The organism is Shewanella sp. AS1, from assembly GCF_021412565.1.
Lineage (GTDB): Bacteria > Pseudomonadota > Gammaproteobacteria > Enterobacterales > Shewanellaceae > Shewanella.
This window is the reverse complement of sequence record NZ_JAKCLJ010000001.1, coordinates 303,249-317,391: the sequence shown is the minus strand read 5'-3', so window position 1 is coordinate 317,391 and position 14,143 is coordinate 303,249. Positions and strand designations below refer to the sequence as shown.

Genomic DNA, 14,143 nt, shown 5'->3' with positions numbered 1-14,143 from the left:
GCTGAACCTAGATACGGACCGAGAGTCCAAACAAGACAATAAAATAAATTGGTCGGTCATCAACGACGTAACGACCTCAGTTTACCAAGGATTTTTGTGGATGAGACCCTGTAAAACTTTGATTATTGCTTTACTCACCTTGATAATGAGTCACAGTCTGGCGGCCGAACCATTAGACAGGATCGCCGTGCAGATCAATGACGGCATAGTGTTAGAGAGTGAAGTCACTAACATGCTCAATACGGTAAAAGCCAACGCCAAAGCATCTGGACAGGTCCTGCCTTCGGACCGCGCGCTACGCACCCAGGTTATCGAACGTCTGATCCTGACCCGCCTACAACTACAGATGGCTGAGCGTATCGGCTTACATATTGGCGATCTACAACTGGATCAAACCATAGAAAATATCGCCAAAGAGCAGAAGATGACACCTGCGGTTATGCGCGAGAAAGTCGAAGCGAGCGGCACCAGCTGGAGCCAGTACCGTGAGCAGCTACGCGAAGAGATCACCTTAGGTGAAATTCAGCGCATTCAAGTACAAAGACGTATCCAAGTCTCTGCTCAGGAGATCAACAGTCTGGTTAAGTTGATCCAGGAGCAAGGGATGCAGCAAGTGGAATACCAGATAGGTCATATCCTGATTGAGGTGCCAAGCAATCCAAGCAGCGAGCAGCTCGAAAACGCCAAACAGCGTGCCGATGCCGTATTAAAGCGCCTGCAAGATGGCGGCGACTTCAAACAGATCGCCATCGCATCATCATCGGGCCCTAAGGCGCTCGAAGGCGGGATCTGGGATTATATGAACATCAACGAGATGCCCACCCTGTTTGCCGAACTGCTGACTGGCGCCAAGAGCAATGATATTATCGGCCCTGTACGCAGTGGCGCCGGTTTCCACATCATCAAGGTGATCGATGCTCGCGGTCTACAGACCAAAGAGATCGATGAAGTGCGTTCACGCCATATTCTGATCAAGCCCTCACCTATCCTGTCAGAAGAGCGCGCCAAGGCGATGCTGGATAAGTTTGTCAAAGAGATCCGTGAAGGCAAAGCCGACTTTGCCAACCTCGCCCGTCAATACAGTGAAGACCCTGGCTCGGCAGCCAAAGGCGGTGAACTGGGCTGGGCAGAACCGGGGATCTATGTACCGGCTTTCGCACAAACTCTGCAATCACTTAAGCTTAATGAGATTAGCGAACCCTTCCGTTCGAGCCACGGCTGGCACATAGTGCAGTTAGAGGAAAGACGCAAGACAGATGCCACAGAACAGTTCAATACCAACCGTGCGCACCAGTTGATCTTCCGTCGTAAATTTAATGAAGAGTTACAGAACTGGTTAGACGAAATGCGTGCAGACGCCTACATTGAAGTGTTTGACGAAGATAATCGAGGTTAATCCTATTGACGACTAAACGTATTGCTATCACACCGGGCGAACCGGCCGGTGTGGGACCAGATTTAGTTATCCAACTTGCTCAGCAGTCTTGGCCTGCTGAGCTTGTTGTTTGTGCTGATCCCGCTTTATTAAAATCGAGGGCTAAAAAAATTGGCCTACCGATCCAGCTGCGTCCCTATCAGCCCAATCAACCGCCTAAACCTCAAGAAGCAGGCACACTTACTATTGTGCCTTTCTCACTGGCAAGCGAGTCGATTTGCGGCGTGCTCGATGAGCGCAACAGTCCCTATGTCATAGATACCCTCAGCTACGCGGGCGAGAAAAACATGAGCGGCGAGTTCGATGCCGTGGTCACTGGCCCTGTGCATAAAGGCATCATCAACCAGGCCTGTATCCCCTTTAGCGGCCACACCGAGTTTTTCGCCCACCAGGCCAATTGTCAGGATGTGGTGATGCTGCTTTCAGCCCCTGGGCTGCAGGTCGCCTTAGTGACCACTCACATCCCGCTCGCCTATGTATCCAAGGCGATCACCCGTGAGCGCTTACATCAGATAATCAAGATCTTACACAGAGATCTGGTCGATAAATTTGGCATAGAGAATCCCAAGATCTATGTCTGCGGCCTAAACCCCCATGCAGGCGAAGATGGCCATCTGGGGCGTGAAGAGATAGATGTCATCGCGCCGGCGCTGGAAGAGCTGCGACAGCAGGATATGACCATTATCGGCCCATTGCCGGCCGATACTCTGTTCCAACCCAAGTACCTTGAAGATGCCGATGTTGTCCTAGCCATGTATCACGATCAGGGCTTGCCTGTGCTCAAATCCCGTGGGTTTGGCAGTTCAGTCAATATTACCCTGGGTCTGCCCTATATCCGCACCTCTGTGGATCATGGCACAGCCCTAACCCTTGCGGGCACGGGAGAAGCCGATATCGGCAGCTTCGTTTGCGCCCTCAATAAAGCCATTGAACTGGCGAGTAAGAATGAGTTTAAAAAAGAGAAGTAATGAGCAATAAAGTACATTTAGGCCACACAGCCAGAAAACGTTTCGGGCAAAACTTTTTGACCGACACCAATGTGATCAACCGAATTGTCGGCGCCATCGCCCCAGACAATGATCATATCATGGTTGAAATTGGCCCCGGCCTTGCGGCGCTGACCGAGCCTGTGGCCGAGAGCATAGATAAGCTCACTGTGGTCGAGCTGGATAAAGATCTGGTTGAGCGACTAAAGACACACCCTTTCTTAAAAGATAAGCTTGAGATCCATCAGGGTGATGCGCTCAAATTTGACTTTAAGCAGCTGCTGCAAGATGGCAAGCAGATGAAGGTGTTTGGCAACCTGCCCTATAACATCTCAACCCCACTGATGTTTCATCTGTTCGAATTTGCCGAACATATTGAAAATATGCACTTTATGCTGCAAAAAGAGGTGGTACTGAGACTCTCAGCAGCGCCGGGCACTAAGGCCTATGGCCGTCTGACAGTCATGGCACAATATTTCTGCCAAGTGATGCCGGTACTTGAGGTGCCACCAGGTTGTTTCACGCCGCCACCTAAGGTGGACTCGGCGGTTGTCAGGTTAGTGCCTTACAAACAGAAACCCTGGCCATGCAAAGATGTGGATCTACTTCGCCACCTGTGCACCACAGCATTCAATATGCGCCGCAAAACCTTGCGTAACAACTTAAAACAGTTACTCAATGATGATGATTTTAGCGCACTGAATATCGATGCCAGCATGCGACCCGAGCAGATCACTGTGCAGCAGTATGTTGCCATGGCAAACTATGTCGTCGACAAGCAAGGCTAACGCCTGCGCTACATCAAAAGCTAAACATCTAACACCAGCTAGACATATCAGGGGAAGCGATTCCCCTCTTTTTTGCAGAGCCAGGACATTCAATAATGGAACTTGAATCCTCAATCAAAATCGAGGTCAAAACCGAATATATCGAAGAGCAATCCTCCCCTAAAGAGGAGCGTTATCTATTTAGCTATACCATCACTATCATCAATCTTGGCGATAAGGCCGCAACCTTAAAAAGCCGCATGTGGTCTATCACGGATGCCAATGGCCATCACAGCGAGGTTCAGGGCGCCGGTGTCGTCGGTGAAACCCCGACCATAGCCCCCAATACCGCCTACCAATACACAAGCGGCACAGTATGTGAGACGCCTTTTGCCGTCATGCAAGGTTTCTACGGCATGGTGAGCGAAGATGGCACAGAGTTTAAGGCACGTATCGCCCCCTTTAGATTAGCCGCGCCGGGATTAATCCACTAGTGATCATCACCCTGCAAGTAAAAGTAAGAGGATAAGGATGGCGACCTACTTTATCGGTGATATTCAAGGCTGTTACGATGAACTGCAAGCCATCTTAAGCAAAGTGGATTTTACCCCCTCCAGAGACGAGCTCTGGATAGTCGGCGATATGGTTGCCAGAGGGGAGAAATCCCTTGAGACCCTAAGGTTTATTCGCTCCCTGGACAACGCCGCCAAGCCCGTGCTGGGAAACCATGATCTGCACCTGCTTGCCTTGCACCACAAAATAAAACGGGTCAATCCTAGCGATAAACTGGGTACACTTCTTAGTGCGCCCGATTGCCAGCAGCTTATCGACTGGCTCAGGGAGCAGCCGCTGATCCGAGAAAACCACAAGCACAAGGTGTTAATGTCCCATGCCGGTATTCCTCCACAATGGGACAAAGAAACGGCACTGACTCAGGCGCAGGCCGTGCATCAGGCACTCAGCGCCCCGGATTATGCCAGCCAACTTATCACTAATATGTATGGCAACCAAGTGGACGCCTGGGATGAGACGCTCGATGATCAGGCGCGCCTCATCTACACCATCAATGCCCTCACCCGCATGCGTTATCTGCACTCTGATGGTCGACTCGACTTTGATTGCAAACTAGCGCCCCAGAGCAATGATAACCCCGAGCTCACCCCCTGGTTCAGTATTCCTCACGAGTTAACCGATCAATACACGCTCGTTTTTGGCCATTGGGCCGCCCTGATGGGACAAGTCGACTCGCCAAAATACCAGGCATTAGATACCGGCTGCTGCTGGGGGCAACACTTAACGCTCTGGCATCTAGAGTCCAATGAGAAAATCACCCAAAACAAGTTAAAAAAGAGTTAAACTCAGCGCCAAACTGGCCGATAAAGAGCTAGATAAGCCTTTCCTCTCCCCCTGGAATAACAGTGAGAGCGACAATTAAAGCGGAGTCTTCATGAAATTAAATGTAGCCACTAGAGTGATTGGTGGATTTGGCATAGTCACGCTACTCTTGGTCTTCTTGGGCGTCGCCTCCCTGTTCACTAACGAGTCGATCAAAAACAGTACCTTGGTGCTGCAGGAGTTCAGCATTCCGGCACTAGAGAGCAGCAATCACTTAACTCAGGTGCTGGCATTGCAAGAGAAAGAACTGCTGGTGGCTTATCACACAGATCACTCGAACCAGATGCCAAAAGTGCTCAATGAGTTTCAAAAGGACACCCAGAGCTTCAATGGCGAACTCAACGCATTATCAGCCTTGATCAGCAACCAAGATCAGCTGCTGGAGAATGAAATTAACGCACTACAGTCCGGCTACAACCAGTTTAAAAGCAACGGAATGGCTATGATGTCGACTCACGAGCTGTCGTTAAAAACCGCTGAAAATGTTGAGCAGCAGCTTGAAAATCTGGAATATGCCGTGGATGACACCGCCGCACTCCTGATCGATCTGATTGACTTAGAAACCAGCCAGGATCTCTCCGAGCGCAAAATCGCCGCCACCGCAAGCAATATCGATAACAGCCTGACAACGCTTATCACCAGCAGTCACGACTTAGTCAAAGCCAGCGACAGGGCTAAATTCGAGACCATTTCAAAAGAGATCGACTATATCCTCAGCGATATCACAGAGAAACTGCAGTACATCAGTCGACACTGGGATGGAATTGTGGAAAATAATACACTGAATGAGATCAACGAACAGGTAGCCATAGCCCTTAAACACGTTAACGGCGCCGACTCGCTGCAAGCCCATAAGCGCAATCAACTGAGGCTGGATGCCGAAGCAGCCCAGCTCCTGACGCTGGTCGAGGCTAACTCAGTTACCGTAAACAAGAGCATGAACAAGCTCAATAGCCAGATTGAATCTATCTCACGCAATACCAGTAACGCTGCGATCAACAATATCGACGCCGCAAAATTCAAGACATTAGCCCTGATGTTAATCGCTATCTTAGTTGCCGTCATGGTCAGTATTACCGTGATCCGGCCAATAAAGCGCGCCTTAGATAAGATAAACACCGCGCTGAATGTAGTTGCCTCCGGCGATCTCACCTTGAAACTGGATGATTCAGGCCATGATGAGTTCGCCGAGCTGTCCCGTAACTGCAACCGCTTGATAGACAGTTTACGTAAGTTGATCCAGGGAATTTTAGACAGATCCAACCAACTTGCTGCCGCCGCCGAAGAAACCTCGGCCATCACGGCACAAACGACCGCAGGCATTCAGGAGCAAAAACATCAGGTCGATCAGGTTGCCGCGGCCACCACGGAGCTAAGCTCGAGCGCAACTCAGGTAACCCACAGCGCCGATGAAGCCCTGAGTCAAATCAAGCAGGCAGACGAAGAAGCCCTGCACATGCGCACCATTGCCGATGAGAATAAGCGCACTATTCTCGCTCTCGCCGATGAGGTGGCCAAGGCCTCACAGGTCATCAACAAGGTACACTCAGACAGCGCCTCCATCGGCTCTATTTTGGATGTGATCCGTGGGATTGCCGAACAAACCAACTTGCTGGCACTCAATGCCGCTATCGAAGCTGCCCGCGCCGGTGAGCAGGGGCGCGGGTTCGCTGTGGTCGCCGATGAAGTACGCAGCCTCGCCTCCCGCACCCAAGACTCGACACAAGAGATCCAGCAGATGATCGAGATGCTGCAGCAGGGCACTCAGGAGGCTGTCTCAGTGATGGAGCTGGGACGCACCCAAGCCAATAGCTGTGTCGAGAAAACCGAGCAGGCCAATATCGCGCTAGGCAGCATCAGCGATGCGGTGCACAATGCCCATGATGCCGGAACCCATATTGCCAATGCTGCCCAAGAGCAAAACCAGGTTAGCCAGCAAGTCTCAGAAAAGCTTGAGCATATCGCTGCCATTTCAGAGGAGACGGCTCTAGGAGCGGATCAGACGGCGCAATCGAGCCATCAAGTGGCTCAACTTGCCGAAGAGCTGCAGGCCTCTGTGGGTGAATTTAAAATTTAGCCATCACACTTAAACGGCTAATAAAAAACCACCCTATGGGTGGTTTTTTCAATATCGCCAAAAATAATTAACCGCCGATACGCTCTTTAATCGCAGAGGTGATCTCATTATTACCGTGGCCATTTGCTTGTGCCCACTCAAGCACAGTTTTACCGTCGGCTTCTTTTATCGATAAATCATCAGTGGAGAGACGCTTAGCAATAAACGACCCCACATCATTGGCATTGCTAAGCATAGCAAAGCGAAGCAGACTCTCGCCGTTACACTGGATCCCTGTGTATACGTTACGCAGTTTAACGCGACTTTCCGTTAGCTTTGAACGCAAACGGTTCTTATCATCCGCCTGAACATAGTTGCAAATATTGGCAACAAGCTGATCGTCGGCGTGGGCTTGGGGGATATAAGCTGAAGCGGCAATAACAAAGGCAATCGCTGCAGGCAACAGACGCATAGGGTACTCCTAATCTTTATTATATTTATTGGTAGAGCAATCGAATTACATCACTCTAACCCCTTGGAATACCGACAATTTAACACTCTTTTATCAAATTGATAAATCGATATTGCAATTCTTTATCATTTTTATGACATTCGCTGGATTCTATCCGCCATGAGCCATCATCCCATGCCGGAAAATAGGTATCCCCTTCCACATCCAGATCGATTTGGGTCAAGTAGAGTTTATCGGCTCTGGGTAGCAAAGACTCATATAACTGACCGCCACCTATCACCACCAGCTCCTCACAGTCACCGACCAAGGCTAGAGCCGCCTCGAACGAGGTCACACAGCTCACCCCTTCTATCAGGAGACCTTCTTGTCTGCTGATCACAATATTGTGCCGACCCGGCAGTGGTCGCCCTATGGACTCGAATGTTTTACGGCCCATCACAACCGGCTTGCCTAAGGTCATAGCCTTAAAATGACGCAAATCTTCAGGCAGATGCCAGGGCATCTGATTATCTTTTCCTATCACTCGGTTATTCGCCATCGCGGCAATCATTGCAATTTTCATCAATCTCCAGCGGTCTTGCGCCGCTTAAATCAAAAATTAAATAACGGGACGAGTACGATAATACAATAAACTCGGTAAGGCCAAGCCCACAGATAAAGCCCCTAAGATAAACACTGTTTTTAAGCCATTACTAATCACCTCGGCCGTTAGCTCCGGGCTTATCTCGGTTAGCGCCGTTAATTGCACCAAGGCGATGACCGTATTGTACGCATAAGTACCTGGGATCATAGGGATAATTGCCGCAACTGCGTACATCAAAGGTGGCGCCAGATGCCGTTTGGCAAAGCGGATAGTTAACACGCCAACTATGGCTGCAGCCACGAAAGTGGCCCATTCGATGGGCAAATTAAAATGCAATAACAGGGTGCGGGTGCTATGCCCGAGCGCGCCTGCGACACCACAATAGACAAGAAAACGTCTGGGTACGTTAAACAACATGGCAAAGCCCACGGCGGGTATCGACGAGAAGAAGGCATCATTCAATAGCTTAATGAAGAGATCCATTAGAGGAACAAGCCTCCCAGCTGCATCGCAATAGTAATACCGATAACCGACGACACAGTAAGTAGCGTGGCGTGCCCCCAGCGTGAAATCCCCACATTCAAATGGCCTTTTACCATATCGGATATCGAATTAATCATAGGAAAGCCAGGAACTAGCATCAGCACACTGGCTGCCATCGACAATCTTGGGGTTTCGCTCCAGTGAAAATGGTAACCTAACTGTGCAATCAAGGTGGTGACAAACGCGGTGATAGCAAAATTAATTAACAGGTTAAAGTGACGCTTAGCCAAAGCCAATCGCACAAACATGCCCAGAGAAGATGCGATAAATGTCATCAGCACAGCGGCGACATCTCCACCAAACAGGTGACAAAAACTTCCGCATGACAGGCCTATCATGGGAATGAGGTAACGCTTGGGATAACTTCTTGGTGCTATGCGAGCGACCCGTTTACGCACATCACTCAGGCCGTAGATCCCTTTTTCTGTCAGCAAACAGATCCGCTGCAATTCGCAAACGATAGCCATATTGATGCCATGTTCCCGAATACGACGTGTCGTGGTGATGCAACGTCCATGGACCAGACTGGTGAGCACTAAGGCGTTAGAGGAGATTGACAGCTCGACGCTCGCCAAGCCTAAGGCAGAACCCAGACGCTGGCTGATCTCTTCAACGAGATCAGATTCAGCGCCATAGGCTAAGAGTAGTTGAGCGACCCGGACTACCTGCCGGGTAATATCATTTTGAGTATCTGCGTACACGTTATTCTCAGAATGAAACTTGTGATAAGCACCGCTTATCTTAAGATGAGTGTGAACTACCTTTGGTAGATAACCTCAACATCATAATCGTCATCGTCGAAGTCATCATCGAAATCGTCGTCATAATCTTCATTGATGGCATCTTGATTCTGTTGATGGTAGTTATCCCATTTAAATTCGACTTCTGCATCGGGATCTTGCTCGACCTCTTCAGGAAGAGATTCAATAAAATCCATCAGCTTCTGGGTTAAGGCTTCTGTGCCCTCACGGGTGTAAGCAGAAATCGCGAACACCTCGCCTTGCCAATCTAGTTCTTTAACTATGCGATCGATGCGCTCCTGCAGCTCCTCTTCCAGCAGCAGATCTGTCTTATTAAAGACTAACCAACGCGGCTTGCTGGCAAGCATAGGAGAGTGCTTCTCCAGCTCACCTACAATAGCGCGAGCAGAATCGACAGGATCGCTGCCATCGATAGGTTCGATATCTAAAATGTGCAATAACACACGGCAACGTTCAAGGTGCTTAAGGAAGCGTATCCCTAACCCGGCGCCTTCAGCAGCCCCTTCAATCAATCCAGGAATATCGGCAACAACAAAGCTCTTGCCATGACGTGGATTCACGACACCTAGGTTAGGCACTAAGGTAGTAAAAGGATAATCGGCAACCTTAGGTTTAGCACGGGATACCGCACGTATGAAAGTCGATTTACCCGCATTGGGGAGACCGAGTAAACCTACATCGGCAAGTAACATCAGCTCGAGGCGTAAGCTTCTCACCTCTCCGGGTGTACCTAAGGTCTTCTGTCTTGGTGCGCGGTTGGTACTGCTCTTGAAGCGGGTGTTACCCAGGCCATGAAAACCGCCTTTGGCCACCAGCAGCTTTTTGCCGTGGCTCTTAAGGTCGCCTAAGACTTCCTGAGTCTCTTCGTCGACAGCGCGGGTGCCCACAGGCACTTTCAAGATAAGATCTTTACCACCATGACCCGTGCAATCACGGCCACGGCCGTTTTCACCACGCTCGGCAAAATGAAATCGCTCGAAACGATAATCGATCAGTGTATTGAGGTTTTCGTCTGCTTCCAGATAAACGCTACCACCGTCACCACCGTCGCCACCGTCCGGGCCACCATCTGGAACATATTTTTCACGTCTAAAACTGACACAGCCACTACCGCCATCACCAGCTTCAACTCTGATCACAGCTTCATCAACAAACTTCATACCGACTCCAAGCACCACACGATAGACGGATTATACCGCCTATCCGAATCTATCGCCAAAAAACTATTCCATCTCAAACCAATAGCCCACAGGCTCAAAGGTTCGATGCGAGACTGGCGACAGAGCCAAAGACTGCCCATTTCACCAGAGATTGACCTTTATAAACAACAAAGCCCCACCAAAAGGCAGGGCTTTATACTATCTTAGGTTAGCTAAGAATTAAGCTTCGATGCTAATGAACTTACGGTTCTTAGGACCTTTAACTTCAAACTTAACTTTACCGTCAGCTAGTGCAAATAGAGTATGGTCACGACCAATACCTACGTTAACACCTGCGTGGAACTTAGTACCACGTTGACGAACGATGATGTTACCAGCAAGAACTGATTCACCACCAAAACGCTTAACACCTAAACGTTTGCTTTCTGAATCGCGGCCGTTACGAGTAGAACCGCCAGCTTTTTTATGTGCCATTAGTCAGACTCCTTATTAAGCGTTGATAGCTGTAATTTTAACTTCGGTGAACCACTGACGGTGGCCCATCTTCTTATCGTGGTGCTTACGACGACGGAACTTAACGATAGTTACCTTTTCGCCACGGCCATGGCTGATCACTTCAGCAACAACCTTACCACCTTCAACTAAAGGTGCACCAACATGAACAGTCTCACCATCAGCAACCAAAAGAACTTGGTCAAATTCGATAGTTTCGCCTGTTGCGACTTCTAATTTTTCTAAACGAACAGTATGGCCTTCTGCAACACGGTGTTGCTTACCACCACTTTGAAAAACAGCGTACATAGCTATTTTACTCCGATATTTCAAGCACGCAGACCTTCGTTGTTAGACTGGGCGCTATAAAAGCTTTAATGACAATGGTCGCGGAGTTTACGCTATGTTCGCCTAACTGACAAGAGTTAATTTACTTTGATCAAAAAAAGATCGGAATTACTCGCACATTCCCTTTCTTATACTGTCTTGCGCGCTGTTTTTAGGTAGAATCTTCTTATTATAACAATTTTGCCTTAATTTGGGTGATTAGCTTATCAGTCTAACTAGTCTAGTTAACCACCCTAGAAATAGAGCCTAAATATGGATTTAAATGCCATTCGACAGTTGGCCGACGCCGATATGAAAGCCGTCGACCAACTTATCTATAAACAGTTGGAATCCGATGTCGCCCTTATTAATCAACTTGGGTTCTACATCATCAATGGTGGCGGCAAGCGTATGCGCCCGCTGCTTGCTGTTTTAGCCGCCAGAGCCATTGACTATCAAGGTCAGGCTCACCATAAACTCGCAGCCATTATTGAGTTCATCCATACAGCCTCTTTATTGCATGATGATGTTGTCGATGAATCTATGCTAAGACGTGGCCGTGAAACCGCCAATGCCCTGTTTGGCAACAGTGCCAGTGTTCTGGTCGGCGACTTTCTCTATACCCGCTCATTTCAGATGATGACAGAGCTAAAGGAGATGCAGGTTCTTGAAGTGCTCGCCGATGCCACCAATATTCTGGCCGAAGGTGAAGTTCTGCAGCTGATGAATTGCAACGATCCGGATACCACAGAAGAGAGCTACATGCGAGTGATCTACTGTAAGACGGCCAAGCTTTTCGAAGCGGCCACTCGTCTAGCAGGCGTATTAGCCGAGAGTGATATCAAGGTGCAAACGGCCCTGGCCGATTACGGCAAATACTTGGGAACGGCCTTCCAATTAACCGATGATCTGCTGGACTATACCGCCGACACTGAAGAGCTGGGCAAGAACATAGGTGATGATTTAGCAGAGGGTAAACCCACCCTGCCACTTATCTACGCTATTGCCAACGGTACGCCTGAAGAGCAAAGTTTGATCCGCCATGCTATCGAACAAGGTGATAGCAGTGAGCACATAGAGACCATCTTAAATGCGCTAGATAAATGCGGTGCTCTTAAATATACCGAGCAAAGGGCTCAGGAAGAGTCTGAGAAGGCAATTCTCGCCTTGGACATCATTCCAGACAGCGATTACAAGCAAGCGCTTATATCCCTTGCCAGAATCGCAGTCGCGCGCACCCACTAAGATTATATCACTTATATTAAAGGCCCTCTCCTCACAGGACAGGGCCTTTTGTTTTCTCGACGAAAAAATACAGGCACAAATAAAAAATCCAATACCTCTCTATCTCTAAGGTATTGGATTTTATTTATCGAATGGACTTTCAATCTCGAAAGAAAGTCCATTTATGCCGTTAAGCTTACTTAACGAACTCAACACCCAACTGAATATCGGCTTTTAGCGTGTCTAACATAGCATCGCGTGCGTTAGCTTCAAACTCGCTCACTTCGCCATAAGCCAATACCTGCTCAATACCATTCTTACCTAATAGCACTGGCTGTGCGAAGAATGAAGCGTGCTCACTGCCGCCATCGATATAAGCACATTCAACCACGTTGGCTTCGCCTTGCAGACCACGTACCAGAGACAAACCGAAACGACAGGCCGCCTGACCCATAGACAGAGTCGCGCTGCCGCCACCTGCTTTAGCTTCAACCACTTCGGTACCGGCATTTTGGATGCGTGTAGTTAACGCAGCTACTTCGTCATCGCTGAAGCTAACACCTTCTACTTGTGAAAGTAATGGAAGAATCGTCACACCGCTGTGACCACCTATCACATTTACTTTTACGTCGGCAACATTCAGGCCTTTCGCCTCGGCAACGAAGGTTTCAGAACGGATCACATCCAGTGTTGTCACACCAAACAGACGGTTCTTATCATAAACGCCAGCCGCCTTTAATACTTCGGCAGCAATAGCAACGGTTGTGTTAACTGGGTTAGTGATGATGCCGATAAGCGCCTTAGGACAAGTCGCAGCACATTTCTCAACTAGGTTACGAACGATACCCGCATTGATGTTAAACAGATCCGAGCGATCCATGCCAGGCTTACGTGCAACACCGGCTGAGATCAACACAACATCCGCACCTTCTAATGCGGGAGTTGGATCTTCACCAGCAAAACCTTTCACTTCAACAGCTGTGGGGATATGGCTTAAGTCAACCGCAACGCCTGGCGTGACAGGAGCAATATCATAAAGGGACAGTTTTGCACCAGCAGGTAATTGAGTTTTAAGTAGTAGAGCAAGAGCCTGGCCAATACCACCAGCGGCACCAAGTACAGCAACTTTCATAGTTATCTCCGTCATCTTTCGATATTATGTGATGTAGATCTATTTTTTATGATGGCGCAACATTACTTTAATAACAGAAAAAATTCAATTAGCCCTTAGTACATTGTGGGATATTTTCTGCCTGAGGTACATTAGTCTTAATTGAATTAATAACTTAAACTCGCATTTGCGGCTTTCATTAGTGTTAAATCCCTTACAAAAACTGGACTTTTACAATGAATTTTTATTCATTCAATCCGAATAAGGCTTGACTGTGAAAGCTATTTTATTCAGAATGGCGCAGATTTTTGAATACAAAAAAACAACATTATGCAAGCAAATAAGAATCAAGAAGAGTTAGTAAAGACCTTTAAGGCAATTTTAAAAGAGGAACGCTTCGGCTCCCAGAGTGAAATCGTCAATGCCCTTCAGGCAGAAGGCTACAGCAACATTAATCAATCCAAAGTATCAAGAATGCTCAGCAAATTCGGGGCGGTTCGTACCCGTAATGCCAAGCAGGAGATGGTCTATTGTTTACCCGCTGAGTTAGGCGTGCCTACCGCAGGTAGCCCGCTGAAAAACTTGGTGCTGGATGTAGATCATAACCAATCTATGATAGTGGTGAGAACCAGCCCAGGCGCGGCGCAACTGATTGCAAGATTACTCGACTCTATCGGCAAGCCAGAAGGGATTCTCGGCACCATTGCCGGTGACGATACTATCTTTATCTGCCCATCCAGCATCAAAGATATTAATGACACATTGGAGACGGTAAAGTCGCTGTTTAACTATACCGAATAGAGCAGTGTCGGCGACCTCCTCGCAGCTAAG

Annotated in this window: 16 protein-coding genes; 8 read left to right on the top strand and 8 right to left on the bottom strand. The window is 48.5% G+C overall.

Features of this window, described 5'->3' with window-relative positions:
* The first annotated feature begins 100 nt into the window (after positions 1 to 100).
* The 6 genes from surA (at position 101) to LZP69_RS01420 (ending at position 6,660) form a co-directional block, all read left to right on the top strand.
* Positions 101 to 1,396 (top strand): peptidylprolyl isomerase SurA, encoded by a 1,296-nt coding sequence (gene surA / locus LZP69_RS01445; RefSeq protein WP_234198373.1) that lies wholly within the window; start codon positions 101 to 103, stop codon positions 1,394 to 1,396.
* Between the two features lie 5 nt (positions 1,397 to 1,401).
* Positions 1,402 to 2,403: a 4-hydroxythreonine-4-phosphate dehydrogenase PdxA gene (gene pdxA / locus LZP69_RS01440; RefSeq protein ID WP_234198371.1), complete on the top strand. Its 1,002-nt coding sequence runs from the start codon at positions 1,402 to 1,404 to the stop codon at positions 2,401 to 2,403.
* Positions 2,403 to 3,209: a 16S rRNA (adenine(1518)-N(6)/adenine(1519)-N(6))-dimethyltransferase RsmA gene (gene rsmA / locus LZP69_RS01435; protein ID WP_234198370.1), complete on the top strand. Its 807-nt coding sequence runs from the start codon at positions 2,403 to 2,405 to the stop codon at positions 3,207 to 3,209. The genes pdxA and rsmA overlap by 1 nt, the downstream gene beginning before the upstream one ends.
* A 92-nt stretch (positions 3,210 to 3,301) precedes the next feature.
* Entirely contained in the window at positions 3,302 to 3,682 is a 381-nt protein-coding gene (gene apaG, locus LZP69_RS01430) for a Co2+/Mg2+ efflux protein ApaG (RefSeq protein ID WP_234198931.1), read from the top strand.
* Between the two features lie 37 nt (positions 3,683 to 3,719).
* Positions 3,720 to 4,544 carry a symmetrical bis(5'-nucleosyl)-tetraphosphatase gene (locus tag LZP69_RS01425; protein ID WP_234198368.1) on the top strand — a complete coding sequence of 275 codons (825 nt, stop codon included), beginning with the start codon at positions 3,720 to 3,722 and terminating at the stop codon, positions 4,542 to 4,544.
* Positions 4,545 to 4,635: 91 nt separating this feature from the next.
* Positions 4,636 to 6,660, top strand: a complete 2,025-nt coding sequence (locus LZP69_RS01420; RefSeq protein WP_234198360.1) for a methyl-accepting chemotaxis protein — start codon at positions 4,636 to 4,638, stop codon at positions 6,658 to 6,660.
* Positions 6,661 to 6,727: 67 nt separating this feature from the next.
* On the opposite strand, the gene LZP69_RS01415 is transcribed toward LZP69_RS01420, so the two are convergent.
* From LZP69_RS01415 to rplU, 7 genes are all read right to left on the bottom strand, one after another.
* Positions 6,728 to 7,111: a DUF3718 domain-containing protein gene (locus tag LZP69_RS01415; protein ID WP_234198358.1), complete on the bottom strand. Its 384-nt coding sequence runs from the start codon at positions 7,109 to 7,111 to the stop codon at positions 6,728 to 6,730.
* Positions 7,112 to 7,190: 79 nt separating this feature from the next.
* On the bottom strand, positions 7,191 to 7,673 hold the full coding sequence (folA, locus tag LZP69_RS01410) for a type 3 dihydrofolate reductase (RefSeq protein ID WP_234198357.1): 483 nt from the start codon (positions 7,671 to 7,673) through the stop codon (positions 7,191 to 7,193).
* 36 nt (positions 7,674 to 7,709) lie between these two features.
* Positions 7,710 to 8,177, bottom strand: a complete 468-nt coding sequence (locus tag LZP69_RS01405; protein ID WP_234198352.1) for a threonine/serine exporter family protein — start codon at positions 8,175 to 8,177, stop codon at positions 7,710 to 7,712.
* Positions 8,177 to 8,938: a threonine/serine ThrE exporter family protein gene (locus LZP69_RS01400; protein WP_234198350.1), complete on the bottom strand. Its 762-nt coding sequence runs from the start codon at positions 8,936 to 8,938 to the stop codon at positions 8,177 to 8,179. Before LZP69_RS01400 ends, LZP69_RS01405 begins: the two co-directional genes overlap by 1 nt.
* Positions 8,939 to 8,994: 56 nt before the next feature.
* Positions 8,995 to 10,158 carry an Obg family GTPase CgtA gene (gene cgtA, locus LZP69_RS01395; protein WP_234198348.1) on the bottom strand — a complete coding sequence of 388 codons (1,164 nt, stop codon included), beginning with the start codon at positions 10,156 to 10,158 and terminating at the stop codon, positions 8,995 to 8,997.
* Between the two features lie 219 nt (positions 10,159 to 10,377).
* Positions 10,378 to 10,632, bottom strand: coding sequence for a 50S ribosomal protein L27 (gene rpmA / locus LZP69_RS01390; protein ID WP_234198320.1), 255 nt, complete (start codon positions 10,630 to 10,632; stop codon positions 10,378 to 10,380).
* A gap of 15 nt (positions 10,633 to 10,647) precedes the next feature.
* The gene (gene rplU / locus LZP69_RS01385; protein ID WP_011864675.1) at positions 10,648 to 10,959 is read right to left on the bottom strand and encodes a 50S ribosomal protein L21; all 312 of its coding nucleotides are present in this window, start codon (positions 10,957 to 10,959) and stop codon (positions 10,648 to 10,650) included.
* A 291-nt stretch (positions 10,960 to 11,250) separates the two neighbouring features.
* Between rplU and ispB the strand changes: the two genes are divergently transcribed.
* A complete protein-coding gene (ispB, locus tag LZP69_RS01380) occupies positions 11,251 to 12,222 on the top strand; it encodes an octaprenyl diphosphate synthase (protein WP_234198318.1) in 972 nt (323 codons plus the stop codon).
* A 175-nt stretch (positions 12,223 to 12,397) separates the two neighbouring features.
* Here the strand turns inward: ispB and mdh are convergent, their stop codons facing one another.
* On the bottom strand, positions 12,398 to 13,333 hold the full coding sequence (gene mdh, locus LZP69_RS01375; protein WP_234198316.1) for a malate dehydrogenase: 936 nt from the start codon (positions 13,331 to 13,333) through the stop codon (positions 12,398 to 12,400).
* A gap of 309 nt (positions 13,334 to 13,642) precedes the next feature.
* Between mdh and argR the strand changes: the two genes are divergently transcribed.
* The gene (argR, locus tag LZP69_RS01370; RefSeq protein ID WP_234198306.1) at positions 13,643 to 14,113 is read left to right on the top strand and encodes a transcriptional regulator ArgR; all 471 of its coding nucleotides are present in this window, start codon (positions 13,643 to 13,645) and stop codon (positions 14,111 to 14,113) included.
* The last annotated feature ends 30 nt before the right edge of the window (positions 14,114 to 14,143 follow it).

Coding starts and splice junctions, on each gene's coding strand:
- folA (WP_234198357.1), bottom strand. CDS start 7,673: ATGAAAATTGCAATGATTGCCGCGATGGCGAATAACCGAGTGATAGGA.
- LZP69_RS01405 (WP_234198352.1), bottom strand. CDS start 8,177: ATGGATCTCTTCATTAAGCTATTGAATGATGCCTTCTTCTCGTCGATA.
- argR (WP_234198306.1), top strand. CDS start 13,643: ATGCAAGCAAATAAGAATCAAGAAGAGTTAGTAAAGACCTTTAAGGCA.
- ispB (WP_234198318.1), top strand. CDS start 11,251: ATGGATTTAAATGCCATTCGACAGTTGGCCGACGCCGATATGAAAGCC.
- LZP69_RS01415 (WP_234198358.1), bottom strand. CDS start 7,111: ATGCGTCTGTTGCCTGCAGCGATTGCCTTTGTTATTGCCGCTTCAGCT.
- cgtA (WP_234198348.1), bottom strand. CDS start 10,158: ATGAAGTTTGTTGATGAAGCTGTGATCAGAGTTGAAGCTGGTGATGGC.
- LZP69_RS01425 (WP_234198368.1), top strand. CDS start 3,720: ATGGCGACCTACTTTATCGGTGATATTCAAGGCTGTTACGATGAACTG.
- rplU (WP_011864675.1), bottom strand. CDS start 10,959: ATGTACGCTGTTTTTCAAAGTGGTGGTAAGCAACACCGTGTTGCAGAA.
- surA (WP_234198373.1), top strand. CDS start 101: ATGAGACCCTGTAAAACTTTGATTATTGCTTTACTCACCTTGATAATG.
- LZP69_RS01420 (WP_234198360.1), top strand. CDS start 4,636: ATGAAATTAAATGTAGCCACTAGAGTGATTGGTGGATTTGGCATAGTC.
- rpmA (WP_234198320.1), bottom strand. CDS start 10,632: ATGGCACATAAAAAAGCTGGCGGTTCTACTCGTAACGGCCGCGATTCA.
- mdh (WP_234198316.1), bottom strand. CDS start 13,333: ATGAAAGTTGCTGTACTTGGTGCCGCTGGTGGTATTGGCCAGGCTCTT.
- rsmA (WP_234198370.1), top strand. CDS start 2,403: ATGAGCAATAAAGTACATTTAGGCCACACAGCCAGAAAACGTTTCGGG.